This window comes from Streptomyces sp. NPDC088400 (genome assembly GCF_044753355.1).
Lineage (GTDB): Bacteria > Actinomycetota > Actinomycetes > Streptomycetales > Streptomycetaceae > Streptomyces.
This window is the reverse complement of record NZ_JBIVMZ010000009.1, coordinates 310,944-337,935: the sequence shown is the minus strand read 5'-3', so window position 1 is coordinate 337,935 and position 26,992 is coordinate 310,944. Positions and strand designations below refer to the sequence as shown.

21 protein-coding genes are annotated in these 26,992 nt (G+C 70.2%); 8 read left to right on the top strand and 13 right to left on the bottom strand.

Going from position 1 to position 26,992, the window contains the following annotated elements; all coding sequences use genetic code 11:
• Positions 1 to 5: 5 nt before the first annotated feature.
• The 4 genes from iolD to iolC are packed head-to-tail and all read right to left on the bottom strand — an operon-like array spanning position 6 to position 5,017.
• Complete coding sequence (gene iolD / locus ACIQD6_RS23995; RefSeq protein WP_401885496.1) at positions 6 to 1,970, bottom strand: 3D-(3,5/4)-trihydroxycyclohexane-1,2-dione acylhydrolase (decyclizing); 1,965 nt, start codon at positions 1,968 to 1,970, stop codon at positions 6 to 8.
• Positions 1,967 to 3,001, bottom strand: a complete 1,035-nt coding sequence (iolB, locus tag ACIQD6_RS23990; RefSeq protein ID WP_401885494.1) for a 5-deoxy-glucuronate isomerase — start codon at positions 2,999 to 3,001, stop codon at positions 1,967 to 1,969. The genes iolD and iolB overlap by 4 nt, the downstream gene beginning before the upstream one ends.
• A gap of 16 nt (positions 3,002 to 3,017) precedes the next feature.
• Positions 3,018 to 3,953 (bottom strand): deoxyribose-phosphate aldolase, encoded by a 936-nt coding sequence (locus ACIQD6_RS23985; protein WP_401885491.1) that lies wholly within the window; start codon positions 3,951 to 3,953, stop codon positions 3,018 to 3,020.
• Complete coding sequence (gene iolC, locus ACIQD6_RS23980) at positions 3,950 to 5,017, bottom strand: 5-dehydro-2-deoxygluconokinase (protein ID WP_401885489.1); 1,068 nt, start codon at positions 5,015 to 5,017, stop codon at positions 3,950 to 3,952. The genes ACIQD6_RS23985 and iolC overlap by 4 nt, the downstream gene beginning before the upstream one ends.
• A gap of 565 nt (positions 5,018 to 5,582) precedes the next feature.
• Here iolC and ACIQD6_RS23975 point away from each other — a divergent pair.
• Positions 5,583 to 5,780, top strand: coding sequence for a helix-turn-helix transcriptional regulator (locus ACIQD6_RS23975; protein WP_401885486.1), 198 nt, complete (start codon positions 5,583 to 5,585; stop codon positions 5,778 to 5,780).
• A gap of 167 nt (positions 5,781 to 5,947) precedes the next feature.
• Entirely contained in the window at positions 5,948 to 6,277 is a 330-nt protein-coding gene (locus ACIQD6_RS23970; protein ID WP_401885484.1) for a heavy-metal-associated domain-containing protein, read from the top strand.
• A 690-nt stretch (positions 6,278 to 6,967) separates the two neighbouring features.
• Here ACIQD6_RS23970 and ACIQD6_RS23965 read toward each other — a convergent pair.
• A complete protein-coding gene (locus ACIQD6_RS23965) occupies positions 6,968 to 8,266 on the bottom strand; it encodes a citrate synthase (protein ID WP_401885481.1) in 1,299 nt (432 codons plus the stop codon).
• 320 nt (positions 8,267 to 8,586) lie between these two features.
• Positions 8,587 to 10,824, bottom strand: coding sequence for an ATP-dependent RecD-like DNA helicase (locus tag ACIQD6_RS23960; RefSeq protein ID WP_401885479.1), 2,238 nt, complete (start codon positions 10,822 to 10,824; stop codon positions 8,587 to 8,589).
• A 227-nt stretch (positions 10,825 to 11,051) separates the two neighbouring features.
• Between ACIQD6_RS23960 and ACIQD6_RS23955 the strand changes: the two genes are divergently transcribed.
• Positions 11,052 to 12,479, top strand: coding sequence for a glycoside hydrolase family 30 beta sandwich domain-containing protein (locus ACIQD6_RS23955; protein ID WP_401885476.1), 1,428 nt, complete (start codon positions 11,052 to 11,054; stop codon positions 12,477 to 12,479).
• A gap of 222 nt (positions 12,480 to 12,701) precedes the next feature.
• On the opposite strand, the gene ACIQD6_RS23950 is transcribed toward ACIQD6_RS23955, so the two are convergent.
• Entirely contained in the window at positions 12,702 to 14,039 is a 1,338-nt protein-coding gene (locus ACIQD6_RS23950; RefSeq protein ID WP_401885473.1) for an MFS transporter, read from the bottom strand.
• 70 nt (positions 14,040 to 14,109) lie between these two features.
• Between ACIQD6_RS23950 and ACIQD6_RS23945 the strand changes: the two genes are divergently transcribed.
• Entirely contained in the window at positions 14,110 to 15,153 is a 1,044-nt protein-coding gene (locus ACIQD6_RS23945) for a GlxA family transcriptional regulator (RefSeq protein WP_401885470.1), read from the top strand.
• Here the strand turns inward: ACIQD6_RS23945 and ACIQD6_RS23940 are convergent.
• The 3 genes from ACIQD6_RS23940 to ACIQD6_RS23930 all read right to left on the bottom strand — a co-directional run bounded on the left by ACIQD6_RS23940 (position 15,113) and on the right by ACIQD6_RS23930 (position 18,347).
• Positions 15,113 to 15,904 carry a sugar phosphate isomerase/epimerase family protein gene (locus tag ACIQD6_RS23940; RefSeq protein WP_401885593.1) on the bottom strand — a complete coding sequence of 264 codons (792 nt, stop codon included), beginning with the start codon at positions 15,902 to 15,904 and terminating at the stop codon, positions 15,113 to 15,115. The genes ACIQD6_RS23945 and ACIQD6_RS23940 overlap by 41 nt on opposite strands.
• A gap of 65 nt (positions 15,905 to 15,969) precedes the next feature.
• Positions 15,970 to 17,199 carry a dihydrodipicolinate synthase family protein gene (locus tag ACIQD6_RS23935; protein WP_401885467.1) on the bottom strand — a complete coding sequence of 410 codons (1,230 nt, stop codon included), beginning with the start codon at positions 17,197 to 17,199 and terminating at the stop codon, positions 15,970 to 15,972.
• A complete protein-coding gene (locus ACIQD6_RS23930; protein ID WP_401885464.1) occupies positions 17,196 to 18,347 on the bottom strand; it encodes a Gfo/Idh/MocA family protein in 1,152 nt (383 codons plus the stop codon). The genes ACIQD6_RS23935 and ACIQD6_RS23930 overlap by 4 nt, the downstream gene beginning before the upstream one ends.
• A gap of 182 nt (positions 18,348 to 18,529) precedes the next feature.
• On the opposite strand from ACIQD6_RS23930, the gene ACIQD6_RS23925 reads away from it, so the two are divergent.
• Positions 18,530 to 19,639, top strand: coding sequence for a LacI family DNA-binding transcriptional regulator (locus ACIQD6_RS23925; protein WP_401885462.1), 1,110 nt, complete (start codon positions 18,530 to 18,532; stop codon positions 19,637 to 19,639).
• Between the two features lie 125 nt (positions 19,640 to 19,764).
• Positions 19,765 to 20,556, top strand: a complete 792-nt coding sequence (locus ACIQD6_RS23920; RefSeq protein WP_401885460.1) for a sugar phosphate isomerase/epimerase family protein — start codon at positions 19,765 to 19,767, stop codon at positions 20,554 to 20,556.
• A gap of 134 nt (positions 20,557 to 20,690) precedes the next feature.
• On the opposite strand, the gene ACIQD6_RS23915 is transcribed toward ACIQD6_RS23920, so the two are convergent.
• Positions 20,691 to 21,605, bottom strand: coding sequence for an EamA family transporter (locus ACIQD6_RS23915; protein ID WP_401885458.1), 915 nt, complete (start codon positions 21,603 to 21,605; stop codon positions 20,691 to 20,693).
• A 186-nt stretch (positions 21,606 to 21,791) separates the two neighbouring features.
• On the opposite strand from ACIQD6_RS23915, the gene ACIQD6_RS23910 reads away from it, so the two are divergent.
• The gene (locus ACIQD6_RS23910; protein WP_401885455.1) at positions 21,792 to 22,700 is read left to right on the top strand and encodes a LysR family transcriptional regulator; all 909 of its coding nucleotides are present in this window, start codon (positions 21,792 to 21,794) and stop codon (positions 22,698 to 22,700) included.
• 227 nt (positions 22,701 to 22,927) lie between these two features.
• Positions 22,928 to 24,781, top strand: coding sequence for a glycoside hydrolase family 3 protein (locus ACIQD6_RS23905; RefSeq protein ID WP_401885453.1), 1,854 nt, complete (start codon positions 22,928 to 22,930; stop codon positions 24,779 to 24,781).
• A gap of 139 nt (positions 24,782 to 24,920) precedes the next feature.
• Here the strand turns inward: ACIQD6_RS23905 and ACIQD6_RS23900 are convergent, their stop codons facing one another.
• Positions 24,921 to 26,426, bottom strand: coding sequence for a S28 family serine protease (locus tag ACIQD6_RS23900; RefSeq protein ID WP_401885450.1), 1,506 nt, complete (start codon positions 26,424 to 26,426; stop codon positions 24,921 to 24,923).
• 189 nt (positions 26,427 to 26,615) lie between these two features.
• A complete protein-coding gene (locus tag ACIQD6_RS23895; RefSeq protein ID WP_401885591.1) occupies positions 26,616 to 26,984 on the bottom strand; it encodes a hypothetical protein in 369 nt (122 codons plus the stop codon).
• Positions 26,985 to 26,992 lie beyond the last annotated feature (8 nt).

The following is a 26,992-nucleotide window of genomic DNA, read 5'->3' as shown; positions in this document are numbered from 1 at the left end:
CTCCTTCACAGATGACGGCGCCGGGCGGCTGCGTGGCGGTCGTACTCCTCACGGGCCCTGACGGCGGATGTACGGGTCGCGGTCTCGGCCACGGGAACATCCCACCACGCCTGGGCCGGGGGGACGCCCGACACGATGTCTGCCGTTTCGGTCTCCACATAGACACAGGTGGGGGCATCGGAGGCGCGCGCCTCGGCCAGGGCTTCGCGCAGGTCACGGACGGTCTTGGCGCGGATGACCCGCATCCCGAGGGAGGCCGCGTTGGCGGCGAGGTCGACGGGCAGCGGGTCGCCGGTGAAGGTCGCGTCGTCGGCCCGGAAACGGTAGGCGGTGCCGAAGCGTTCGGAACCGACCGTCTCGGAGAGGCCGCCGATGGAGGCGTAGCCGTGGTTCTGGAGGAGCACGATCTTCAGGGGCAGCCGCTCCTGGACCGCCGTGACGATCTCGGTGGGGTTCATCAGGTACGTACCGTCCCCGACGAACGCCCAGACCGGCCGCCCGGGGTCCGCGAGCAGCACGCCGATGGCGGCGGGGATCTCGTAGCCCATGCATGAATAGCCGTACTCGACGTGGTACTGGTCGCGGGAGCGGGCCCGCCACAGCTTGTGGAGATCGCCGGGGAGCGATCCGGCGGCGTTGATGAGGATGTCCTCGTCGGTAGCGAGGGCGTCGAGCACGCCCAGGACCTGCGCCTGGGTGGGGCGTACGAGCTCCTCGTCGGCGGCGAACGCGGCCTGGACGCGGTGCTCCCAGCGCTCCTTGTCCTCGCCGAACTCGCTGGTGTAGGCGGGGTCGACGCGGTGGCCGGACAGCCCCGCGGTGAGCTGTTCGAGCGCCGTACGGGCGTCGGCCACCAGGGGGTGGGCCGCGAGCTTGTGGGCGTCGAAGCCGGTGACGTTGAGGTTGAGGAAGCGCACGGCGGGGTTCGAGAAGAGCGTGGCGGACGCGGTGGAGAAGTCCGACCAGCGGGTCCCGACGCCGATCACCAGGTCCGCTGTCCTGGCCAGTTCGTCGGCGGTGGCAGTGCCGGTGTGGCCGATCGCGCCGACGTCGCTGGGGTGGTCATGGCGCAGCGAGCCCTTGCCGGCCTGGGTGGAGGCGACCGGGATTCCGGTCGCCTCGGCGAGCGCGGCCAGCGATTCCTCGGCCGCGCTGTAGTGGACACCGCCGCCCGCGACGAGCAGGGGGCGGCGGGCTTCCCTGACGAGCCGTACAGCGTCGGAGAGCTCTTCCGGATCGGGCGCCTGGCGGCGGACCCGCCAGACGCGCTCGGCGAAGAACTCCTCCGGCCAGTCGTACGCCTCCGCCTGTACGTCCTGAGGCAGCGCGAGCGTGACGGCCCCGGTCTCGGCGGGGTCGGTGAGTACGCGCATCGCGGCGAGGGCGGCCGGGATGAGCGCTTCGGGGCGGGTGATCCGATCGAAGTACTTCGAGACGGGCCGCAGGGCGTCGTTGACGGATACGTCGCCCGCGGTGGGCACTTCGAGCTGCTGGAGCACGGGGTCGGCGGGACGGGTGGCGAACGTGTCGCCGGGGAGCAGCAGCACGGGGAGGCGGTTGATGGTGGCGAGGGCCGCACCCGTGACGAGGTTGGTGGCGCCGGGGCCGATGGAGGTGGTCACGGCATGGGTGGAGAGGCGGTTGCTCTGGCGTGCGTAGCCAACGGCGGCGTGCACCATGGCCTGTTCATTGCGTCCCTGCAAGTACCGCATGTCCGCGGTGGCCTCGACAAGGGCTTGGCCGATACCCGCCACATTGCCGTGGCCGAAGATGCCCCAGGTGGCGTTGATCAGCCGCTGTCGGCGGCCGTCCCGCTCGGTGTACTGCCGGGACAGGAAGCCGATCAGCGCCTGGGCGACGGTGAGGCGACGCGTCCCCGTCGGCGGATTCGACGGCCCGTTCGTCGGCGCGCTGTCCGGCGTGTCCTTCGGCGTCGGCGCCTTGTTCGGCGAGATCGGCGGGGTGGTCATCGGGGTCCCTCCTCGGCTCCGTCGGGGCCCTCTTCGGCTCCGTTTGGTCCCTTCTCCGGTCCGCGAGCGTCCTTCCCCGGGCCGCGAGCGCCCTTCTCCGGTCCGTACAGCGGCAGCCGCGGGTCCACGGCGAGCCCCGGCCAAGTGTCCCGGATCCAGCCGTGGTCGGGGTGGTCGCGGATCAGCCACTCCCGGGACTCCCCCGGGCCCGCCATGACATTGAGGTAGTACATGTCGCGGCCGGGCGAGGCGATGGACGGGCCGTGCCAGCCGTCCGGGATGAGGACGGTGTCGCCCGTACGGACCTCGGCCAGGACATCCGTACCGCCGGGGCGGGAGGGCGAGACCCGGTGGTAGCCGAGGCCGCCGCCGTCGATCTCGAAGTAGTAGATCTCCTCCAGCTCGGCCTCGATGCCCGGGTGGTGCTCGTCGTGTTTGTGCGGGGGGTACGACGACCAGTTGCCGCCTGGTGTGAGCACTTCGACCGCGATGAGCCGGTCGCAGTCGAAGACACCGGCCGCGGCGAAATTGTTGACCTGGCGCGAGCAGTTGCCCGCGCCGCGCAGCTCGACCGGGACCTCCGGCGCGGGGCCGTAGCGAGCGGGGAGTCGTCGCTCGCACTTCGCTCCTGCCAGGGCGAAGCGGCCTCCCGCGCCGGAGGCGATCTGTGCATGGGCATCGCGGGGTACGTATACGAAGTCCGTGGCTCCGCTGAACACGCTCTCCCTGCCCAGCAGTTCGAAGAACTCACCTTCTGTGTGGACCGTGCAGCCGCCCGTGAGCGGGAGCACGATCCATTCGCTGTCCCCGGTGGTGAGGGTGTGCGCGCCGCCGGGCGGAAGCTCCAGGACGCGCAGAGCGCTGTGGGACCAGCCGGCCCGCTCGGGGTCGATGTCCAGGGCGTACGGGCCCGCGGCGGCGCTGCCCGCGGGGATATGACGGTCGTGCGATTCCTGCGACTTCTGCACCGCCTGTGACTCCTGCACCGCCTGTGACTCCTGGTCCGCTGGTTCGGTCCGGTTGGCTGTCATGAGGTCTCCGTACCTGTCAGAGCAGTCCCACTGCCGTGTCGACAGCCCCCGCCACGTCCCCGTCGACCGGATAGAGCAGCGAGCGGCCCACCACCAGCCCCTGAACCGTGGGCAGTCGCAGCGCCGTGCGCCATTTCTCGTACGCGCCCTCCTGGTCGCCCCCGATCTCGCCGCCCAGCAGGACGGCCGGGAGCGTCGAGGTCTCCATCACCCGGGCCATATCGTCGGCGTTCTCGGTGACGGGAACCTTCAGCCAGGTGTACGCCGAGGTACCGGCCAGTCCCGAGGCGACGGCGATCGACCGTGTCACGGCCTCGGCGCTCAGGTCCGTACGGAGCCGTCCGTCGACGCGACGGCATATGAACGGCTCGACGAAGACCGGGAGTCCGCGTTCGGCCATGGCGTCGATGGCGCGGGCGGTGGAGTGCAGGGTGTCCAGGGAGCCCGGGTCCTCGTAGTCGATACGGAGCAGCAGCTTGCCCGCGTCGAAGCCGAGCCGGGTGAGGTCCTCGGGGCGGTGTCCGGTGAAGCGGTCGTCCAGCTCGAAGGCGGCGCCGGCGAGGCCGCCGCGATTCATCGAGCCGACGACGACGCGGTCCTCCAGGGCGCCGAGCAACAGCAGGTCGTCGAGGATGTCCGCGGTGGCCAGGACGCCGTCGACACCGGGGCGCGAGAGAGCGAGGCAGAGCCGCTCCAGCAGGTCGGCGCGGTTGGCCATGGCGAGCCGGCTGTCCCCGACGGCGAGGGCGCCACGGGCCGGATGGTCGGCCGCGATGATCATCAGCCGGCCGGTGGAACCGCCGTTGGTCGCGTCAGGCCCTGTGGTCGCGTCAGTGCCTCCACCGGCCGGGCGCAGCAGGGGGCGGCGGCTCCGGCGGGCGGCGGCTTCGGCGATGGCCTCGGGGTGGTGGGCGCGCAGCCTGACCAGCTCGGACACGTCGACGCCGGTCATGACGGGGTCCCCGGGGACGGCGTGGGCGACGGCACGGGGGCCTGCGCGGGCTCCTGTGCCGGATCCTGCGCCGGGACCGGGCCGCCCGCGACGACCTGGGCGACCTCCGTGTCGTACGGCATCGCGGAGGAGCAGGCGAGGCGGCCGGCGACGATCGCGCCCGCGGCGTTCGCGTACCGCATGATCCGCTCCAGCTCCCAGCCGGCGAGCAGCCCGTGACAGAGGGCGCCGCCGAACGCGTCCCCGGCGCCCAGGCCGTTGACGACCTCGACGGGGACGGGCGGCACTTCGGCCCGGGTGCCGTCGCGGTGCAGGGCGAGCACTCCCTTGGGGCCCTGCTTGACGACGGCCAGCTCGACCCCGGCGGCGAGCAGCGCCCGCGCGGCGGCGTAGGGCTCCCGCTCCCCCACGGCCACCTCGCACTCGTCGAGATTGCCGACGGCGACGGTGGCATGCCGCAGAGCCCGCGCGTACAGCTCGCGCGGATCGGCGTCACCCAGATCCCCCGGGTCGCCCGGATCGGCACCGGAGGCCGTCGGCCAGAACATCGGCCGCCAGTCGAGGTCGAAGACGGTGGTCCCCGACGCACCGCGCGCCTCCAGCGCCGCGAGCGTCGCCGAACGGCTGGGCTCCGCGCACAGGCCCGTACCGGTCATCCAGAAGATCCTGGCCGCCCGGATCGCGTCCAGGTCCAGTTCGTGTGTGTGGATCTCCAGGTCGGGCGCCTTGGGCCGACGGTAGAAGTAGAGCGGGAAGTCGTCCGGCGGGAAGACCTCGCAGAAGGTGACCGGGGTCGGATACCGCTCGACGGGCGTCACCCAGCGGTCGTCGACCTCGAACTCCCGCAGCGCCTGGTGGAGATAGTCCCCGAAGGGATCCTGGCCGGTGCGGGTGATGACGGCGACGCGGTGCCCAAGCCGGGCCGACGCGACCGCGACATTGGTCGCGGAACCGCCGAGGAACTTCCCGAAGACGTCCACCTGCGCCAGAGGTACGCCGGTTCGCAGCGGATAGAGATCCACTCCGATCCGGCCCATGGTGATCACGTCGTACGGCGCGGACATACGTGTCCCTTCGGTTCGGCGGCCACGACTGGTCCTGGCTCGACTGCTTCCGGCCTGCTTCTGGTCTGCTTCTGACCCGACTGGTTCCGGCTCGACTGCCCCTGGTTCGCCCGGTCCTCGCTCGCTCCAGGCCCCAGGGCCCGTCCGGCGAATCTCCTCTTCGCGGGACACGCCTCAGGTGTAATGCTCTCGACAGAGTCCTGTCAATACTTTGTCCTTACATTCGGACGAAGGCCTGCGGAGTCGCGGCGACCGCTCCCCCGACTGAACTGACGCATGAGTGAACTGACGCATGAGCAAACGGTGTTACCCGCCGGCCGAACCCCCAAAACCGACCTGACCCGGCGAACCCGCACCACATGTGCCGTATGCGTGACAAGAGTCCACTTTCCGTCATACATATCTCCATTACGGGGACGTCCGGTCACGGAGTGGTGGCAACCTCGACCTCCTGGTCACCCTGCGTCGCCCGACGGGCACAGGCTGGGTGATCGCCACCGCTCAGCCGCAGTTTCCTCGACGGCCCACCGGCCGCCCCTGCGGCGAGCGCAGGGAGGTGCCACTGATGACGGACCGAAATCTCTGGTCCTACAAGGAGATCGCGGCGCACATCCGGGTGCAGCCGGACACCGTCCGTTCGTACCGCAAGCACGGGCTGCTCCCACCGCCGGACCACGTGGAGAACGGCAAGCCCTACTGGCACGCGGACACCGTCCGCACCTGGGTGGCCAATCGTCCGGGCAACAGAGGCAACAGACGCTGACACAAGGGGCCGACATGGGGTCCCGTGCCGGATTCCTGCACGGGACCCGCCCCCCCACCGCCCGACACCGCTCCGGCACACGACCCCGACCTTCGCTTCTATACCCCCTAGGGGTACAGTTTTCTCCGCTGGACCCCCGAAGCCGAACCTTCGAAGAGGAGAACGCCATGACCGCCGAGACGAAGACCGGGACCACCGAGGCCACCGAGGCCACCGAGGCCACCGGCTCCTGCTGCTCACCCACCGGCTCCTGCCACGACGGTGCGGCCGACACCGAGGCCGGCCAGGTCACCACCGTCTACCAGGTCACCGGCATGACCTGCGGCCACTGCGAAGGCGCCGTCTCCGACGAGATCTCCGGCATCGAGGGCGTCATCTCCGTGCAGGCCGTGGCCGCCACCGGGCAGGTGACCGTCGCGTCCAAGGCCCCGCTGGACGAGGCCGCCGTGCGCGCCGCCGTCGACGAGGCGGGCTACGAACTGGCCGACCGGGCCTGACTCAGATCCGATCCAGGCCGGGCCCGGACCCGCCCCACACCGGACCCGGCCTGACCAGGCCCGACCGGCAACCCTGCATAATTCCCCCAAGGAACCGAGGCGGTTACCAACTCTTTGCGTCGCCCGCCCTTCACATGAACCACAGGACCTTCACAAAGAGATCTAGATCACATAGATTAATGGGTAACCATTAGGTTGGCTCGCGTGTCTAAGAGGACGATGCCAGAGAACGTCTTGGGGGACGTTCGACGGTATGTCGCGGGATGTCTTGGGGGACATCCTGGACAAGCGATTGGCCGGGGCACGTGCACCGGGGAGCTTTGAGCGGCCCTCCCGTACGTACCCCGGTCCGACCGCGCGAGTAGCCGTTATCGGTTACGGCAGACGCCCGGCCGGATCCCGTGGGGGGAATCCGCTCCGGGGATATGGAAAGCGCCCCGCTCGCCGACCCGTGGGGGGATCGGTGGCGGGGCGCTTTTCCTCAGGCTGCGTCTTCAGGCTCCGGCCTTCGGGGCCAGCCTTCAGGCCGCGTCTTCAGGCTCCGGCCTTCAGGTCCGGCCTTCAGGCTCTGTACGGTTCAGCCCGTACGGCCCGCCGCAGCCCACTACAGCACTGAGCCGTACAGCGCGAGAAGCGCCGTACGGCAAGTGCGCGCGGGACGCGGGCGTCACGAGACGCGGGCGTTCCGCCTCAGCGGGACTCGACCGGCACGAAGTCGCGCAGGACCTCGCCGGTGTAGATCTGGCGCGGGCGGCCGATGCGGGAACCCGGCTCCTTGATCATCTCGTGCCACTGGGCGATCCAGCCGGGCAGCCGGCCGAGCGCGAAGAGCACGGTGAACATCTCGGTCGGGAAGCCCATGGCCCGGTAGATCAGACCCGTGTAGAAGTCCACGTTCGGGTAGAGCTTGCGCTCGACGAAGTACTCGTCGGCCAGCGCGTGCTCTTCGAGCTTGAGCGCGATGTCGAGCAGCTCGTCGGACTTGCCGAGCGCCGAGAGGACGTCGTGCGCCGCCGCCTTGATGATCTTCGCCCGGGGGTCGAAGTTCTTGTAGACGCGGTGCCCGAAGCCCATGAGCTTCACGCCGTCTTCCTTGTTCTTCACCTTGCGGATGAAGGTGTCGACGTCGCCGCCGGCCGCCTGGATGCCTTCGAGCATCTCCAGCACCGACTGGTTGGCGCCACCGTGCAGCGGGCCCCACAGGGCGCTGATGCCGGCGGAGATCGAGGCGAACATGTTGGCCTGCGAGGAGCCGACCAGACGCACGGTGGAGGTCGAACAGTTCTGCTCGTGGTCCGCGTGCAGGATCAGCAGCTTGTCGAGCGCCGAGACCACGACCGGGTCCGGCACGTACTCCTGCGCCGGGACCGAGAAGGTCATCCGCAGGAAGTTCTCGACGTACCCGAGGTCGTTGCGCGGGTAGACGAAGGGGTGGCCGATCGACTTCTTGTACGCGTAGGCCGCGATGGTCGGCAGCTTGGCGAGCAGCCGGATCGTGGAGAGGTCGCGCTGCTTCTCGTCGAACGGGTTGTGGCTGTCCTGGTAGAACGTCGACAGCGCGCTGACCACGGAGGACAGCATCGCCATCGGGTGGGCGTCGCGCGGGAATCCGTCGTAGAACCGCTTGACGTCCTCGTGCAGCAGCGTGTGCTGGGTGATCTCGTTCTTGAACGAGGCGAGCTCGTCGACCGTCGGCAGCTCGCCGTTGATCAGCAGATACGCCACCTCGACAAAGCTGGACCCGTCGGCAAGCTGCTCGATCGGATAGCCGCGGTAGCGCAGGATGCCCTGTTCGCCGTCGAGATAGGTGATCGCGGACTTGTAGGCGGCGGTATTGCCGTAGCCGCTGTCCAGGGTCACCAGACCGGTCTGAGAACGAAGCTTCCCGATGTCGAAGCCCGTATCGCCGACGGTGCTGTCGATCACCGGGTAGGTGTACTCGCCGTCGCCGTACCGCAGTACTACCGCGTTGTCGCGTTTCTCGCTCACGTCATCCCTCACCGACGTAGTGCCTCTTCTCCGAGGTGCCCTGACTGTCTCTACCATCCCCCATTTGGCTCAGGAGAGTGCACTCGGGGTCGGCCTTTAGGCCTTTTGGCGGCACTCAGTGCCGCCAACTTGTTCATCCTGCCCTCTTCGCCCCAGTTGTGGGAAGTGCAGGCGCCGAAAGTCCCCGGCCTCGTTTCGCACTCACCTACAGCCTCCCCCGTCTCCTCTGCCTCACCCCTCTCAGCCGCCTCACTCGTCTCACCCGCCTCGGGGCAGGACACAGGCGCGGGCGGCGGGCACGCGCAGGGGATTCCTGGCTCTCAGACTCCGCCCGACAGCCGGTGATCGAGCGCCGTGAAGCGTCTGCCCGCCGAGACCGTGCGTACCGCCTGCCCGATGGCCTTGCGGGAGCCGACCAGCACGACGAGCTTCTTGGCCCGGGTGACCGCCGTGTAGAGCAGATTGCGCTGGAGCATCATCCAGGCCCCGGTGGTGACCGGAATGACCACGGCCGGGTACTCGCTTCCCTGGGAGCGGTGGATGGTCACGGCGTACGCGTGCGCCAGCTCGTCCAGCTCGTCGAAGTCGTACGGCACTTCCTCGTCCTCGTCCGTCAGCACGGTCAGGCGCTGGTCGTCCATGTGGAGCGAGGTGACCACCCCCACCGTGCCGTTGAAGACTCCGTTCTCCCCCTTCTCGTAGTTGTTGCGGATCTGGGTGACCTTGTCCCCGACGCGGAAGACCCGGCCGCCGACGCGCTTCTCCGGCAGATCGGGTCTGGCGGGCGTGATGGCCTGCTGGAGCAGGCCGTTCAGCGCGCCCGCGCCGGCCGGGCCCCGGTGCATCGGCGCCAGGACCTGCACGTCACGCCGCGGGTCCAGGCCGAACTTGGCGGGGATGCGGCGGGACGCGACATCGACCGTGACCCGCCCCGCGTCCTCCGTCTCGTCCTCCACGAAGAGGAAGAAGTCGGCGAGGCCCTGAGTGATGGGCTGTACACCGGAGTTGATGCGGTGGGCGTTGGTGACCACCCCCGACTGCTGGGCCTGCCGGAAGATCCGGGTGAGCCGGACCTGGGGCACGGGTCCGTCCTCGGCGAGCAGATCGCGCAGCACCTCGCCCGCCCCGACCGAGGGCAGTTGGTCCACATCCCCGACGAGCAGCAGGTGCGCGCCCGGGGCCACCGCCTTCACCAGCTTGTTGGCCAGCAGCAGATCCAGCATCGACGCCTCGTCCACCACCACCAGATCGGCGTCCAGCGGCCGGTCCCGGTCGTACGCCGCGTCGCCGCCCGGCTTCAGCTCCAGCAGCCGGTGCACGGTGGACGCCTCGGCGCCGGTCAGCTCGGCGAGCCGCTTGGCCGCCCGCCCGGTGGGGGCCGCCAGCACCACCTTGGCCTTCTTGGCCCGCGCCAGCTCGACGATCGACCGGACCGTGAAGGACTTTCCGCAGCCGGGACCACCGGTCAGGACGGCGACCTTCTCGGTGAGCGCGAGCCGGACCGCCTCCTGCTGCTCGGGCGCCAGCTCCGCGCCCGTACGCCCCGCCAGCCACGTCAGCGCCTTGTCCCAGGCCACGTCCCGGAAGGACGGCATCCGGTCCTCGCCGGTACGCAGCAGCCGCATCAACTGGGCAGACAGGGACAGCTCCGCGCGGTGGAAGGGCACCAGATAGACGGCCGTGACCGGCTCGCCGCCGTCCGGACCCGGCACCTTTTCCCGTACGACCCCTTCGTCCTCGGCCGCCAGCTCGCCGAGGCACTCGATGACCAGGCCCGTGTCGACCGCGAGCAGCTTCACCGCGTCCGAGATGAGCTGCTCCTCGGGCAGGAAGCAGTGGCCCTGGTCGGTGGACTGGGACAGCGCGTACTGGATGCCGGCCTTGACCCGCTCCGGACTGTCGTGCGGAATGCCGACGGCCTGGGCGATCCGGTCGGCGGTGAGGAAGCCGATCCCCCAGACGTCGGCCGCCAGGCGGTACGGCTCGTTCCTGACGACCGAGATGGAGGCGTCGCCGTACTTCTTGTAGATGCGCACGGCGATGGAGGTGGAGACACCGACGCTCTGGAGGAAGACCATGACCTCCTTGATGGCCTTCTGCTCCTCCCACGCGGCGGCGATCCGCTTCGTCCGCTTGGGGCCGAGGCCCGGGACCTCGACGAGTCTCTTGGGCTCCTGCTCGATGATGTCGAGCGTGTCGAGACCGAAGTGCTCAGTGATCCGGTCGGCGAACACGGGGCCGATGCCCTTGATCAGACCGGAGCCGAGATAGCGGCGGATGCCCTGGATCGTGGCGGGGAGGATCGTCGTGTAATTCTCCACCGTGAACTGCTTGCCGTACTGGGGATGCGAGCCCCAGCGGCCCTCCATGCGCAGTGACTCGCCGGGCTGCGCGCCGAGCAACGAGCCGACCACGGTGAGGAGATCGGCGCTCCGTCCGGTGTCGACCCGGGCGACCGTGTAGCCGTTCTCCTCATTGGCGTACGTGATCCGCTCAAGGACACCCTCCAGTACCGCAGGACGGCCACCCTCACCCTGCCTGGTCCCGCCGACGGACACGCCACCACCCCCACAACTCTCGGTCTGGAATGGAGGCTACCGCCGGGGACCGACACAGCCCCTGTCCCTGTGGACCAAGGGCATACAGAAGACTGTCCACAAGCCGTGTGCCCCCGTGATCAGCGCAACAGCGGCCGCGGGTGCGGGTGCGGCGTGACCGCCGGTCACGAGGGGAAGGATCATGTCAGTGCCATCCTTACGCCCCCCACACGCAGGGATCACCACACGTGCCATCCTTTCGAGCCCCCACACGCAGCAGCATCCCCGCGGCGGCGAGCGCCCTCGCGCTCGTTGTCGCCTGCCAGACCCTCACCAGTCCGGTCGCGCGGGCATCCGGGACCACGGCGGAGGTCTGGATCACCACCGCCGACGGCGTCAAGAAGCTCACCAAGTCCGCGGACGGCACCTTCGACAGCAGTCCGCGCAAGGTCGACATCACGGTCGACGCCGATGCGCGCGCTCAGCGGTTCACCGGCGCGGGCGCGTCCCTCACCGAGGCCTCCGCGGAGCTGATAGCCGGCCTCCCCGAGCGCCGGCGGACGGCTCTGCTGCACGATCTCTTCTCCTCCGGCGGTGACGGGATCGGCCTGGACTATCTCCGCCAGCCCCTCGGCGGCACGGACTTCGTCGCCCGGCTGCCGTACTACTCGTACGAGGACGACCCGGGCGACTTCTCCATCGCCCGCGACAAGCAGAAGATCCTGCCCCTGGTACGCCGGGCCCTGAAGATCAACCCCGATATCCGCATCATGGCCTCGCCCTGGTCGGCGCCCGGCTGGATGAAGAAGAACGGCTGGCTGGGAGGCGGCCGCCTCAAGCCCGAGCACTACGACGACTACGCCGGTTACCTGGTCAAGTCCATACAGGCGTACCGGAAGGCGGGCGTCCCGATCGACGACCTCACCGTGGCGAACGAGCCGCTCTTCGAGGCGGTCTATCCCTCGATGCGGATGTCCTCCGACGAGCAGGTCAAGCTCTTCCGGATTCTCGACAGGAAGCTGTCGGCGGCGGGGCTCGGCACCGGCCTCTTCGCGTTCGACCACAACTGGAGCCGCCCCGACTACGCGTTGGACGTGCTCAACAAGACCTCGGACATCAAGCGCGTCCAGGGCGCCTCGTTCCACTGCTACCGCGGCCGACCCGAGCAGCAGCAGGACGTGCGTGACGCCGGCGAGCGGGTGTTCTTCACGGAGTGTTCCAGCACGGACGGCAAGAACGGCACCCAGGACTTCTCGGAGGCGCTCAAGTGGCAGACGGAGAACTGGGTGATCCGTACGCTCCGCTCCGGCTCCGAGACCGTGGTGCTCTGGAATCTCGCTCTCGACCAGCACGGCCGCCCGAATTACGGCTACTGCAAGGACTGCAACGGCGTGGTCGAGGTGCGGGGCGACACCGTCCGCAAGAACGCCGAGTACTACACCCTCGGCCATGTCTCGAAATTCGTGGACCAGGGCGCCCGCCGCATCGGCTCCACCACGCAGGGCCCGGGAGGCGTCCAGAACGTGAGCTTCGAGAATCCGGACGGCACACGCGTCTCCGTCGTCCTCAACAGCGCCCGTTCGGCGCGGACTTTCTCCCTCACGGAGAACGGGAAGTCGCTCGCGTACAAACTGCCCGCGGGCGCCGTCGCCACCTTCACCTGGCCGGGCCCGTGACCAGGATCCGCAGGCCCTGACACGTACGGGCAAGGTTCCTCCGGCTGCTCACGTGGCCGCTCACGCGACACGCTGCGACACACTCATGGGGCCCGGTCCGTCGGACCGGGCCCCGCTCCCCCTCCAGCAGAGCTTTCCAAATCCCCCCGGATTCCTCCCCCGAAAGCTCTGACGCCGTATATGACTCACGTAACCCAGGAAGGGTTGCACGGCTTCGCAGAGTTATTTTTCCGTGTTCGCCGCCGTCGCCGTGTTCACCGCCTCCGCCGGGCGCCCACGGACGACGAGGGCCAGCAGCGCGGCCGCCGCGCAGAGCGCTCCGGAGCCCGTCCACACCGGGTCGTACGTCCCGAAGGTGTCCCGTACGACACCGCCGAGACCGGCCATCAGCCCGGCCCCCACCTGGTGCGCGGCGTTGACCCAGCCGAAGACGATCGCGCTGTCCGCACCGTAGAAGTCGCGGCAGAGCGCGATGACCGGAGGCACGGTCGCCACGTCCAGCAGCCCGAAGCACACCGCGAACAGCACCAGCGGCAGGTGCACGGTGGCGCTCATCAGCAGGGGCAGCAGGACCAGGGAGACACCGCGCAGGACGAAGTAGCCCGCGAGCAGCCTCCTGGGGTCGTACCGGTCGGTCAGCCAGCCGGATGCGACGGTGCCCGCCACATTGCAGACGCCGATCAGCGCGAGGACGGAGGACGCTGTGGTCGCGGCCATGCCGTGGTCGTGGGCGGCGGGGGTGAAGTGGCTCCACATGATGCCGTTGGTGGAGGCGCCGCAGACCGCGAAGACCCCGGCGAGCAGCCAGAACGGGCCCGTGCGCGCGGTGGTCAGCAGCACCCGTACGGTCCGCCTCGCCGCGCCGGGCACGGGGGCCGGGCGGGGCACGAACTCCCCGGCGCCGTACGGCTTGAGCCCCACGTCCGCCGGATGGTCCCGCAGCAGCAGCCGGACCACCGGCAGCAGGACGAGCGCGGCGAGCGCCACCGTCACCAGGGCCGCGCGCCAGCCGTACCGTTCGACGGTCCAGGAGAGCACCGGCAGGAAGACGAACTGTCCGAAGACCCCGGCGGCGGTGAGGATTCCGGTGACCAGCCCGCGCCTGGCGACGAACCAGCGCTGGGTGACGGTCGCCGCGAACGTCATCGCCAGGGCGCCGCTGCCGAGGCCGACCAGCAGCCCCCAGAAGAGGGTGAACTGCCAGGCCGCGGCCATGACCGTGGTCAGCAGCGCTCCCGCCGCGAGGACGGCCAGGGCCGCCACGACCGTACGGCGGACACCGAACCGGTCCATCAGCGCGGCGGCGAAGGGCGCGATCAGCCCGTACAGCGCCATGTTGACCGAGACGGCGACGCCGATCGTGGAGCGCGACCAGCCGAAGGTGCCGTGGAGCGGGTCGACGAGCGTCCCGGACAGGGTGGTGAAGCTGCCCGCCACGACGATCGCCAGAACCGCGGCGACGGCGACCCACCAGGCACGGTGCACCCGTGGGGCGCGCGGTCGGCCTGACCGGTCCGCGGGCCGTGCCTCTCGTGCCGGTGCTTCTCTTGTACGTTCCATCCCTCGACGGTGCGGGCATCGGCTCCCGCGATCGAGTTGCCCGATGGACAGGAGAGGAAAGAATCGGGCCATGCCCGTATTTCCGCATCCCGGCCGTCATCGCGTCGCCGTGTTCGTCCGTCCCGGCCTGCTCCAGATCGAGCTGGGCATCGTGCACCAGCTGTTCGGCCAGGCGGTATCCAGCGCCGGGGAGCCGCTGTACCAGGTGCTGACCTGCACGCTCGCGCCCGGCGCGGTACGGACGGACGCCGATGTCACCGTCAATGTGACGCACGGCCCCGAGCTGCTGGGCGAGGCCGACACGGTGATCGTGCCGACCTCGGACGAGGACTACACCACGGTCGACAGCCGGCTGAGCCCGCCGCTCGCCGCCGCGCTGGCCCGGATCCGGCCCGGCACCCGGATCGCCTCGATCTGCACCGGGTCCTTCGTGCTGGCTGCCGCCGGGCTGCTCAAGGGGCGGCGGGCGACCACGCACTGGAAGTCCTGCGACCAGTTCCGCGCGCTGCATCCGGACGTACGGCTCGATCCCGACGTCCTCTACACGGAGGACGGCGATGTGCTCACCTCCGCGGGCGTCGCCTCGGGCATCGACCTCTGTCTGCACATGATCCGCGGCGACCACGGCGTGGCCGTCGCGAACGCCGTGGCCCGTACGACCGTTGTCCCGCCGTACCGGGACGGCGGCCAGGCCCAGTACATCCGCCGCCCGGTCCCCGAACCGACGGTCTCCTCGACGGGCGCGGCCAGGGCCTGGGCCCTGGACCATCTCGAACGGCCGCTGCCCCTGCGGGAGCTTGCCGCGCTCGAATCGATGAGCGTACGGACGTTCACGCGCCGCTTCCGTGAGGAGGTGGGGCTCTCCCCCGCGCAGTGGCTGATCCGCCAACGTGTCGAGCGGGCCCGCCAGTTGCTGGAGGAGAGCGACCTTCCCGTCGACCGTGTGGCGGCCAACGCGGGCTTCGGGACGGCGGTTTCGCTGCGGCACCATCTCCTGGAGGCGACGGGGGTGACGCCCACGGCGTACCGGAGGACGTTCCGGGGGCCGCCCGAGGAGCCCCCGTCGTCCCGTCCTACAGGGCGTGCTCCACGTACCGTTCCGCGACCTCCGTGAGCAGTTCCACGCCGTCCCGCTCCCACAGGTCGTCGTTGAACAGCTCCACCTCGATCGGTCCCGTGTAGCCCGCCTTGTCCACCCGTTCCCGCCAGGCACGCATGTCGACCGCGCCGTCCCCGATCTGGCCGCGCCCGTTCAGCACGCCGGCCGGGAGCGGTGTCGTCCAGTCCGCCAGTTGGAAGGAGAAGATCCGCTCGGCCGCGCGGGCGACGGCCGCCGGAGCGCGGTCGTCCCACCAGATGTGGTACGTGTCCACGACCACGCCGACCTGCTCGGCCGGGAAGCGTTCGGCCAGTTCGAGGGCCTGGTCGAGGGTCGAGACCACACAGCGGTCCGAGGCGAACATCGGGTGGAGCGGTTCGATCGCCAGCCGGATCCCGCGCTCTCCCGCGTACGGTGCCAGCTCGCCCAGCGCGTCGGCGATGCGTTCGCGGGCGGCGGGAAGATCCTTGCTGCCGGCAGGGAGCCCCCCGGAGACCAGCACCAGGGTGTCCGTGCCCAGGGTCACCGCCTCGTCGATCGCCGCCCGGTTGTCGGCCAGCGCCTCGGCCCTCCGGTCGGGGTCGACGGCCGTGAGGAAGCCGCCCCGGCAGAGCGTGGTGACCGTGAGGCCCGCCTCCCGTACGAGCGCGGCGGCGGCTTCGACTCCGTACGCCTGGACGGGTTCGCGCCACAGGCCGACGCCGGGCACGCCGAGGCGCACGCAGGCCTCGGTCAGCTCGGGCAGCGACAGCTGCTTGACCGTCATCTGGTTGATGCTGAACCGGGAGAGGTCGGGCGCGGGCGATCCTGGCGTCGGCGCGGGCGATTCGGTCACTGGTCCACTCCGTACACGCTGAGCAGGGATGCCATCCGGGCCTCGGCCACCGCCGGATCGGGGAACAGGCCGAGCCCGTCGGCCAGTTCGTACGCCCGCGCCAGATGCGGCAGCGAGCGGGCCGACTGGAGGCCGCCGACCATCGTGAAATGGCTCTGGTGACCGGCCAGCCAGGCGAGGAACACCACGCCCGTCTTGTAGAAGCGGGTGGGGGTCTGGAAGAGGTGGCGGGACAGTTCGACGGTGGGGTCGAGCAGTTCGCGGAAGCCCTTCACATCGCCGGTGTCCAGGACGCGTACGGCCTGCGCCGCCAGCGGCCCCAGCGGGTCGAAGATGCCGAGCAGCGCGTGGCTGAAGCCGCGTTCGTCGCCCGCGATCAGCTCGGGGTAGTTGAAGTCGTCGCCCGTGTAGCAGCGCACGCCCTGCGGCAGCCGGCGGCGCAGCTCGACCTCGCGCCGGGCGTCCAGCAGCGAGACCTTGATCCCGTCGACCTTGTCCGGATGCTCGGAGATGACCTGAAGGAAGGTTTCGGTGGCCGCGTCGAGGTCCGTACTGCCCCAGTAGCCGTCCAGCGCGGGGTCGAACATCGGGCCCAGCCAGTGCAGTACGACCGGTTCCGAGGCCTGCCGCAGGAGGTGCGCGTAGAGGCCGAGATAGTCCTCGGGGCCGTCCGCCGCCGCCGCGAGCGCGCGGGACGCCATCAGGATGGCCTGCGATCCGGTCTCCTCGACGAGCGCCAACTGCTCCTCGTACGCCTGCCGGACGTCGTCCAGGGAGTGCGCCCCCGGCGTGAGCTGGTCCGTGCCCACGCCGCACGCGATCCGGCCGCCGACCGCCTTCGCCTCGGCGGCGGAGCGGCGGATCAGCTCGGCCGCGCCCGCCCAGTCCAGGCCCATGCCGCGCTGCGCGGTGTCCATGGCCTCGGCGACCCCGAGGCCGTGCGACCAGAGGTGACGGCGGAAGGCGAGGGTGGCGTCCCAGTCGACGGCGGCGGGCGCGTCGGGGCTGATGTCGGCGTACGGGTCGGCGACGACATGGGCGGCGGAGAAGACCGTACGGGAGGCGAGCGGCGGGCGCCCCGTACCGGCCGGATCCGCGCCGCTTCTCGTACCGGCCGGATCCGCGCCCCTCCCCGTACCGGCCGTATCCGTAAGGAAGTGGGCCGGTTCGGTGCGAGGGACGTACGTACGGAACCCGCCCCCGGCGGCGGGAAGTCGGAGGGTCACAGGCTCAGCTCCGGTACGTCGAAACGGCGGCCCTCCGCCGAGGAACGCAGCCCCAGCTCGGCCAGCTGCACGCCACGCGCGCCCGCGAGCAGGTCCCAGTGATACGGGTGGTCGAGCGCGACATGGCGTAGGAACAGCTCCCACTGGGCCTTGAATCCGTTGTCGAACTCGGCGTTGTCCGGGACTTCCTGCCACTGGTCGCGGAACGACTCGGTGGCGGGCAGATCTGGGTTCCACACCGGCTTCGGGGTGGCGCTCCGGTGCTGGACGCGGCAGCGGCGCAGACCGGCGACGGCCGAGCCGTGGGTGCCGTCGACCTGGAACTCGACCAGTTCGTCGCGGTTGACCCGGACGGCCCAGGAGGAGTTGATCTGGGCGACGGCCCCGCCGGCCAGCTCGAAGATCCCGTAGGCGGCGTCGTCGGCGGTCGCGGCGTACGGCTTGCCCTGCTCGTCCCAGCGCTGCGGGATGTGTGTGGTGACGTGCGCCGAGACGCTGGTGACCCGCCCGAACAACTCGTGCAGGACGTACTCCCAGTGCGGGAACATGTCGACCGCGATGCCGCCGCCGTCCTCGGCGCGGTAGTTCCAGGAGGGGCGTTGGGCGTCCTGCCAGTCGCCTTCGAAGACCCAGTAGCCGAACTCTCCCCGTACGGAGAGGATTTCGCCGAAGAAGCCGCCGTCGATGAGGCGCTTCAGCTTGAGCAGGCCCGGCAGGAAGATCTTGTCCTGGACGACGCCGTGCTTGATGCCCGCGCTCCGGGCCAGCCGGGCCAGGTCGAGGGCGCCGTCGAGGTCGGTCGCGGTCGGCTTCTCGGTGTAGATGTGCTTTCCGGCGGCGATCGCCTTCTTGACGGCCTCTACGCGGGCGGAGGTGACCTGGGCGTCGAAGTAGATGTCGATCGTGTCGTCCGCCAGCACGGCGTCCAGGTCGGTGGACCATTCGGTCAGACCGTGCCGCTCGGCGATCTGTTCGAGGGCGTGTTCGCGGCGGCCGATGAGGACGGGCTCGGGCCAGAGCACCTCACCGTTCCCCAGATCCAGTCCCCCCTGTTCGCGAATCGCGAGGACGGAGCGCAGCAGATGCTGCCGGTATCCCATCCGCCCGGTGACGCCGTTCATGGCGATCCGCACTGTCCTGCGTGTCACGAAGTTCCCTCCATATGGACGTAGCAAGCGCTTTCTATGAGGTAAGAAGCTAGCCTGCGACAGCGGCCGGTACAAGGGCCCGGCCCCGATCCCACTCGTGGGGCGACCGACACCCGCCGTGCCCGCCCCATGACACCCCGTGCCATCCTCGATCTCTTCTCGTAACTTCTCGGAGGAAAGCGATGACAGTCACCCTGTCGGACGTGGCGGCCCGCGCCCGGGTGTCACCCGCCACCGTCTCCCGTGTGCTGAACGGCAATTATCCCGTCGCCGCCGCCACCCGGGAGCGTGTGCTGCGGGCTGTGGACGAGCTCGACTACGTACTGAACGGGCCCGCGAGCTCGCTCGCCGCCGCCACCTCCGACCTGGTCGGCATCCTCGTCAACGACATAGCCGACCCGTTCTTCGGGATCATGGCCGGAGCGGCCCAGACCGAGATCAGCGGGCAGGAGGGCACCGGCCGGGCGGGCGGCGAGAAACTCGCCGTCGTCTGCAACACGGGCGGCTCGCCCGAGCGCGAACTGACCTATCTGACGCTGCTCCAGCGCCAGCGGGCGGCGGCCGTCGTACTGACCGGCGGGGCACTCGAAGACCCCGAGCACATCGCCGCGATGGACACGAAGCTGGCGAAACTCGCGGACGCGGGGACCCGGGTGGTGCTGTGCGGGCGCCCCCCGCTGCCGGGCAGCGACGCGATCGTGGCGTCCCTGGCCTTCGACAACCGGGGCGGCGGCCGACGGCTGACGGAGCATCTGCTCGCGCTGGGCCACCGCAGGATCGGTTACGTCGCGGGCCCGGCGGAGCGGACGACGACCCGGCACCGGCTGGAGGGGCACCGGGCGGCGCTGGCGGCCGCCGGCGTGACGCCTCGGGGGACGGGCCGGAAGCAGGGTGACGACCAGGACTCGCTGACCGTGCACGGCCCGTACACCCGCCGCTCCGGGTACGAGGCGACGCTGGAGCTGCTCCGCCGCGCACCGGATCTGACGGCCGTCGTCGCGGCCAACGACACGGTGGCGCTGGGCGCGTGCGCGGCGATCCGCGACCAGGGGCTGCGCATTCCGCAGGACATCTCGGTGGCGGGCTTCGACGATCTGCCGTTCTCGGTGGACGCGGTACCGGCGCTGACGACCGTACGGCTGCCGCTGTACGAGGCGGGGGCGCGCGCGGGCCGGCTGGCGATGGGAACGGAGACACCGCCGCCGGGCGGGATCGCCACGATCGCGGCGGAGCTGATGGCACGGGCGTCCACGGCGCCGCCTCGGACGGACCGATCGCCTCGGACGGACTGATCGGGGAGGCCGTGGGAGCGGTCGACGTGGACGGTGAGTGGATTTCGCCCGAGACCGGGTACCGGCAAGTGATGCCAGAGGCACACCAGGCACACCAGGTAAACCAGGCAGGAAGGACCATCGACATGAAGTTCGCGTTCTCGACCCTCGGAGTGCCGGGTCTGCCCATCCCGGAGGTTCTCGCTCTGGCCGCCGCGACCGGCTACCAGGGGGTGGAGCTGCGCGCCCACCCGGAGGAGCCCGTACACCCCGGGATCGGGACGGCCGAACGGGCGGCCGTGGTGGACGAGTTCAAGCGCGCCGGCGTCGAGATCCTGACGGTCGCCGGATACGTACGGGTGGCGAAGGCGGACGCCGACGAGGCCGTACTGCACCAGGAGCTGGAGCAACTGCTCCTGCTGGCACGGGACTTGGGCGCCCCGAACATCCGCGTCTTCCCGGGCGGCGGCGACCAGGCCCCCGCCGACGCGGACGCGACGGCCGCCCGGCGGCTGGGCACGGCGGCGGAGTTCGCGGCGGACTGCGGCGTACGGATCCTGCTGGAGACACACGACTCGCACCGTACGGGCGCCGACGCGGCCCGCGTACTGGGTCCCGTGGGGCACCCGCAGGTGGGGGCGCTGTGGGATGTGATGCACACCTGGCTGGGCGGCGAGGCCCCGGCCGCCTCGCACGCGGTGCTCGCCCCGCACCTCGGCTACACGCAGGTGAAGGACATCGCGTCGGCGCAGGACACGACACCGCTGGCCCTGGGGGCCGGGGTGCTGCCGCTGGGCGAGTGCCTGGCGTTGCTCGACGACGACAGCTGGGTGTGCTGGGAGTACGAGAAGCGGTGGTATCCGCAGGCGGACGACCTGCCGGGGCTGCTGGCGGCGGGGCGGGAGCATCTGGAGGGGCTGATCGCGGGAAGTCGGTGACGGGGGAACGCGGGACGGTCGCGAGGCCGGTGGCCGGGCCATGCGGCCGACGGGCCGCTAGGCCGACGGGCCGCTAGGCCTACCGGCCGTCAGGACTACCGGCCGTCAGGACTACCGGCCGTCAGGACTACCGACTACGGCCCGGACGTGACTTCGCGACCGGTTGACATCGCGACGGAAGGCACGGGTGCGCGGGCCCCACGGGGCAGTGACGTGAGGGCCACTCCCCCGACCAGCAGAGCCGCCGCACACCAGCGAAGTGGGCTGATGGACTCGTCCAGCAGCAGCGCCGCCGAGGACATCCCGAAGACCGGGACGAGCAGCGAGAAGGGCGCGACCGACGAGGCCGGGTAGCGGCGCAGCAGGAAGCCCCACACCCCGAAGCCGAAGACGGTCGTGATCCAGGCGACGTACAGGATCACGCCGATCCCGGTCGCGTCCAGGGCGCGCAGCGCGGCCAGGTCCGCGTCCGGGCCCTCGAACAGCAGGGAGAGCGCGAGCAGGGGCAGTACGGGGACGACCGACACCCACACCATGAAGTTCAGGGCGTCCGGCGGCGACGCCTTGCGGGTCAGCACATTGGAGACGCCCCAGCAGGCCGCGGCGGCGATGACCAGCGCGAAGGCGAACAGCGGCCCAGCGGTCCCCTCGTCCAGCGCCGCGACGGCGATACCGGCGAGGGCGACGCCCATGCCCAGCAGCCGTATCCGGCCCGGCCGTTCACCGAGGGCGAGGACGGCGAACAGGGCCGTGAAAACCGCCTGGATCTGGACGACGAGCGACGACAGGCCGGCCGGCATGCCCTGGTCCATGCCGACGAAGAGGAGTCCGAACTTGGCCACCCCGAGCGCCAGTCCGACCCCGGCCACCCACTTCCACGCGACCTTCGGCCGCCCCACGAAAAAGACCGCGGGCAGCGCCGCCGCCAGGAAACGCAGGGCGGAGAAGAGCAGCGGCGGGAAGTGGCCGAGCCCGACCTCGATGACGACGAAGTTCACGCCCCAGACGGCGGCGACCAGAACGGCGAGAGCGATGTGTGGGGGGCGCATACGGAAAGGATCACCGGACCGGACCATGTAGCACCAGCGCGGATTTCTTCATGGTTGAATTGAGCGTTGCTTACGATTCCCCGAGTTCAAGCGGACACTTCAAGCGCACACTTCAAGCGCATCTTCAAGCACACACTTCGAGCGCGCACTTCGAGCGCCTGAGAGAACAGCAGACAGGGGGCGGCCATGCTCGATCTGGCCCGGCTGCGGGCGCTGCACGCCGTCTCCGTCCACGGTTCCGTCGCGGCTGCCGCCGCCGCTCTCGGCTACACCCCCTCGGCCGTCTCGCAGCAGATCACCAAGCTGGAGCGGGAGACCCGTACGACCCTGCTGGAGCGGCGCGGACGCGGCGTGGCACTCACCGACGAGGCGCTTCATCTCGCCGCGACCGCCGAGGAGTTGCTCGGCATCGTCGAGCGCGCCGAGACCACGCTGGAGGAGCGCAGGGGGCAGCCCACCGGACAGCTCGTCGTCGGGGCGTTCGCGTCGTCCGCGCGGGGCCTGCTGCCCGGAGTGCTGGCCGAGCTGGCCGAGCGTCACCCCACGCTCGACATCCGCCTCAGGGAGATCGACCCGCATCTGTCCATCGACCTGGTGGCCCGGGGCATGATCGACCTCGCCGTCGCCCACGACTGGGACATCGCCCCGCTGCCCGCCCCCGAAGGCGTGGAGCAGGCCGTCATCGGGGACGACCTGTGCGACGTACTCGTACCGGCGGCGCATCCACTCGCGAAGCGGTCCGTCGTCCGCCGGGAGGATCTGTCGCGGCAGCGCTGGATCTGCCAGCCACCCGGTACGGTCTGCCACGACTGGCTGGTGCGTACGCTGCGCGCGGCCGGCTGCGAGCCCGATCTCGCGCACCAGGCCGAGGAGAACCACACCCAGCTGGCGCTGGTGGCGGCCGGCCTCGGTATCGCGATGATCCCGCGCCTGGGGCGTGGACCGCTGCCCGAGGGGGTACGTGCCGTGGCTCTCGATCCGGTGCCGTTGCGCCGGTTGTACGCCCTGTGGCGTACGGGAGCGGCCAGGCGCCCGGCCGTCACGGCGACCGTGGACACCTTGCGACGGCACTGGCCGGAGGTCTCGACCGCCTGACGGCAACGACGGACGGGACCCGACCGCCTGATGTCAGGATGGACCAGGGCAGGACGCACCGGACCAAGCCGGACCAGACCTCCCCCGATCCTCCGTCCGTCTTTCAACGGCGCGTCTTCGGCACATCCCTTGACTGGCAGTTACCTTCCGGATATCCGTGAGTCCTTGGAAGTTTCTTTCACTTCCTCGCGCACGTCCCTCGCAGCGCACGGCCGGAAGGAGCACCAGTGCACGACCGGACCATCTCCAGACGCACTCTCCTCAGCGCAACCGCCGTAGCGGCGGCTGCTGTTGCCACAACAGCCAGCACATCCATCACAGCCACCCCCGCGCAGGCCGCTCCCCCGCACAACGACCACGGCCACAGCCCCGACCACGACCGGCTCCGCCGGCTCGTCTCCCGTATGAGCCTGGAGGAGAAGGTCGGCCAGCTCTTCGTCATGCGTGTGTACGGCCACTCCGCCACCGCCCCCGACCAGGCCGACATCGACGCGAACCTGACCGAGATCGGTGTCCGCACCGCCGCCGAGCTGATCGCCAAGTACCACGTCGGCGGCATCATCTACTTCGCCTGGGCGCACAACACCCGCGACCCGCATCAGATCGCCGCGCTCTCCAATGGCATCCAGAAGGCCGGTCTGGCCAAGGCCACCCCCGTACCCCTGCTGATCTCCACCGACCAGGAACACGGCATCGTCGCGCGCGTCGGCAAGCCCGCCACGCTGCTGCCCGGCGCGATGGCACTCGGCGCGTCCGGCTCGCGCACCGACGCGCGGGAGGCCGCCAGGATCGCCGGTGCCGAGCTGGCCGCCATGGGCATCAACCAGAACTACGCGCCCGACTCCGACGTCAACGTCAACCCCGCCAATCCCGTCATCGGCGTACGGTCCTTCGGCGCCGACCCGCAAGCCGTGGCCGGCCTGGTCGCCGCCCAGGTCAAGGGCTACCAAAGCGCCGGAATCGCCACCGCCGCCAAGCACTTCCCTGGGCACGGCGACACGAAGGACGACAGCCACTTCTCCCTGCCCACCATCCACCACACCCGCGAGCAGTGGGCGGAACTGGACGCGCCGCCGTTCCGGGCCGCGATCACCGCCGGGGTCACCTCGATCATGACCGCGCACATCGTCGTCCCCGCCCTCGACCCGAACGAGGACCCGGCGACGCTCTCGCACCCCATCGTCACCGGCGTCCTGCGCGAACAGCTCGGCTACAAGGGCGTCGTGATCACCGACGCGCTCACGATGGAGGGCGTGCGGAAGAAGTACGGCGACGCCCGGGTGCCCGTCCTCGCGCTCAAGGCGGGCGTCGACCAGCTGCTCAATCCGCCGGACTTCCCGCTGGCCTGGAACGCCGTTCTCACGGCGGTCAAGAACGGCGAGATCAGTGTGAAGCGCGTCGAGGAATCGGTTCTGCGCGTGCTCGAACTGAAGCAGCGACTCGGCCTGTTCCGCGAACCGCCGTACGTCTCCCGCGCGGACGTGGACCGTACGGTCGGCGTCCGGGCGCACCTCGCCGCCGCCGACCGGATCGCCGGGGCGACCACCACCCTGCTCGTCAACAAGGACCGGCTGCTGCCCCTGAGCCGCCGCCGGGAGAAGAACCTGCTGGTCGTCGGCGCCGACCCGGCCTCGCCCTCGGGCACGACCGGCCCGCCGACCACCGTCCTGGCCACGGCGCTCACCGAGCTGGGGTTCACCGCCACCGCCCTGTCCACCGGTACGGCTCCGACCGCCGAGCGGATCGACGCGGCCGTGGCGGCCGCACGCGGCAAGGACGCCGTCGTCGTGGCCACGTACAACGTCGCGGCCACCAGCTCACAGCGCACCCTGGTCGCCGCGCTGACCGCGAGCGGGGTGCCGGTCGTGACGGTCGCCATCCGCAATCCGTACGACATCGCGCACCTGCCGACCGTCACGGCGTCCCTGGCCGCGTACTCCTGGACCGACGTCGAACTGCGGGCCGCGGCGCGGGTGATCGCCGGCCGGGTCAAGCCCCGGGGACTGCTGCCCGTACCGGTGCAACGGGCAGACGACCCGGCGCGGGTGCTGTATCCGGTCGGCCACGGTCTGAGGTACTGACCGAAGAACTGGCCGAGTATCAGCTGAGGGATACACCACGTGCTGTGCCCGCCGTTCGTGAACGGCGGGCACAGCACGGCTTCAGCTTCAGCTTCAGCTTCAGCTTCAGCTTCAAAGAAGCGGTTGAGGAGTTGAGGAGTTACGGCCTCAGGGCCTGCTCCCGTTCCATCTTCTGCTTGTCCAGCTTGGCGTCGAACGGCGCCAGCGGCCTCGCCTTCGCCTCGTCCTTCTGTACGGCGGCGGGCGCGACGCCCGCCCACTCCAGGATCCTGGCCGTGGCCTTCGCCTGCTGCTCCGGGACCAGGCCCGCGACATTGGCACCGTGGTTGGCGCCCGGCGCGACATACACGTAGCTGTCGCGCGCCCCCCGGCCGAGGTGGAAGGGCTCCGCACCCCACGGGTCGTTCTGCCCGTACACGAACAGCATCCGGTCGGCGTGGTGACGGACCCAGTTGTCGACGTCCGGCATCGCCAGCGGGTTGAAGCGCATGGGGATGTCGCGCGGCACGAAGTTCCGCGGCGGCTGGTAGCCGTAGCGGCTCAGCTTGCCCAGGTGCGGCTGCTTGATGTCGGGCGAGCCCAGCTGGGTGCCCGCCTGGTAGTAGTACGGCGTGTACGTCTCCAGGCCCTGGTCCGTGTACGCGGAGAAGCCGGAGATCGTGTCGACGGTGTCGTAGATCTCCTGGTCGGAGGCGGTGGCGGCGTCCGGGATCAGCTCACAGTCCGCGAGCAGGCTGTACTGCCAGAAGCCCCAGACGAAGTCGAGCACCGTGGCCTCGTACGCCCGGTCGAGCGAGCCGATGGTGGTGAACGTCCCGTCGTTGGCGTCCGCCCACTCCTTGAACGTCTTCTCCAGCGGCTCCCGCCGGACCAGCGCCTCGCGCTGCACCGCGTTGAGCCTGTCGCGGCACTCCTTCGTACCGACGCGCTCGAAGAACCGGTCGTACGCCGAGTCCTCCTTGTTCACCACGTCGTTGGGCGCGACGTACGCGACGACGCCGTCCATGTCACGCGGGTAGAAGCGCTCGAAGTAGGTGGCGGTCATGCCGCCCTTGGAACCGCCGGTGGACAGCCACTTCTTGGAGTAGATCTTCTTCAGCGCGGTGAAGATCCGGTGCTGGTCGCTGGCCGCCTGCCAGATGTCCAGCTTCGACCAGTCGGCCGGCTGCGGGCGGGACGGAGTGAAGAAGCGGTACTCCATCGAGACCTGGTTGCCGTCGATGATCCGGGTCGGCTCACTGCGGCCGGGATTGGTGGAGACGTTGTATCCGCCGGTGAAGAAGACGGTGGGCCGGTCGGTGTCCTTGTGCAGCAGCGTGACGCGCTGCTGGAAGGTGCCCTTGGACGGACGCCGGTGATCGACCGGCTGCGTGTAGGTGAGGACGAAGTAGCGGTAACCCTCGTAAGGCTTCTCCTGGACCAGGCTCATCCCCGGGATCGCGAGGATGCGGTCCTTGATGTCAGTGGCATCCGTGGTGCCAGAAGTATCCGTGGTGTTGGAGGCATCGGTGGTGTCGATGGTGTCAGTTGCATCGGTGGCGGATTGGTGGTCCGCACTCCGATCGGCGGCGGTGGCCGCACCGGCTGTTGCCACCGTGCCTATGACCAGCACGAACGACAACAACCATCTCAGCGCCTTGCGCATTCACACTCCCTGTGTTCATGACAGACGCCGTGAACCTAGCGGGGGAATGCCCGGCCCGCCAGCCCCGGCTTTACCGAGCCTCCCCCTGACACCCCAACAGCCAACCCTCGGCACCACCGCTCAGCCCCTCGCGGCGCACCGCCACTCGGCCCCTCGCGGCCGACCCGCGTACCACTCGCCGCGCGCCGCTCAGCAGAGGATCCAGCCGGTCGACACCTTCTTTCCGGAGACGGCGCCGGAGACCCGTACGCAGCGGTTCAGGGCGTGCACCGTGACCGGGCCGGCCCACTGGGTGAATTTCCCGCTGTCCACCACCGGGCGCGCGCCGCGCGCCTGGAGGCTGACCGACATCGCGCGCCTCGTCCCGGGATCCTTGGCGACGGTGAGCGCGCAGGCGTAGGCGCGATTCTTGTAGATCCGCAGCTCGCCGGTGGCGAACTTCACCGTCGTCTGCGCCCGCCCCGAGCAGACGGAGACCGCCTCGGCCCTCGCCGCATCGGGGCCGACCAGAACCAGGGCGCTCCCGGCGGTCAGCGCGACGAGGCAGCGCAGCAGCAGCCTCCCGC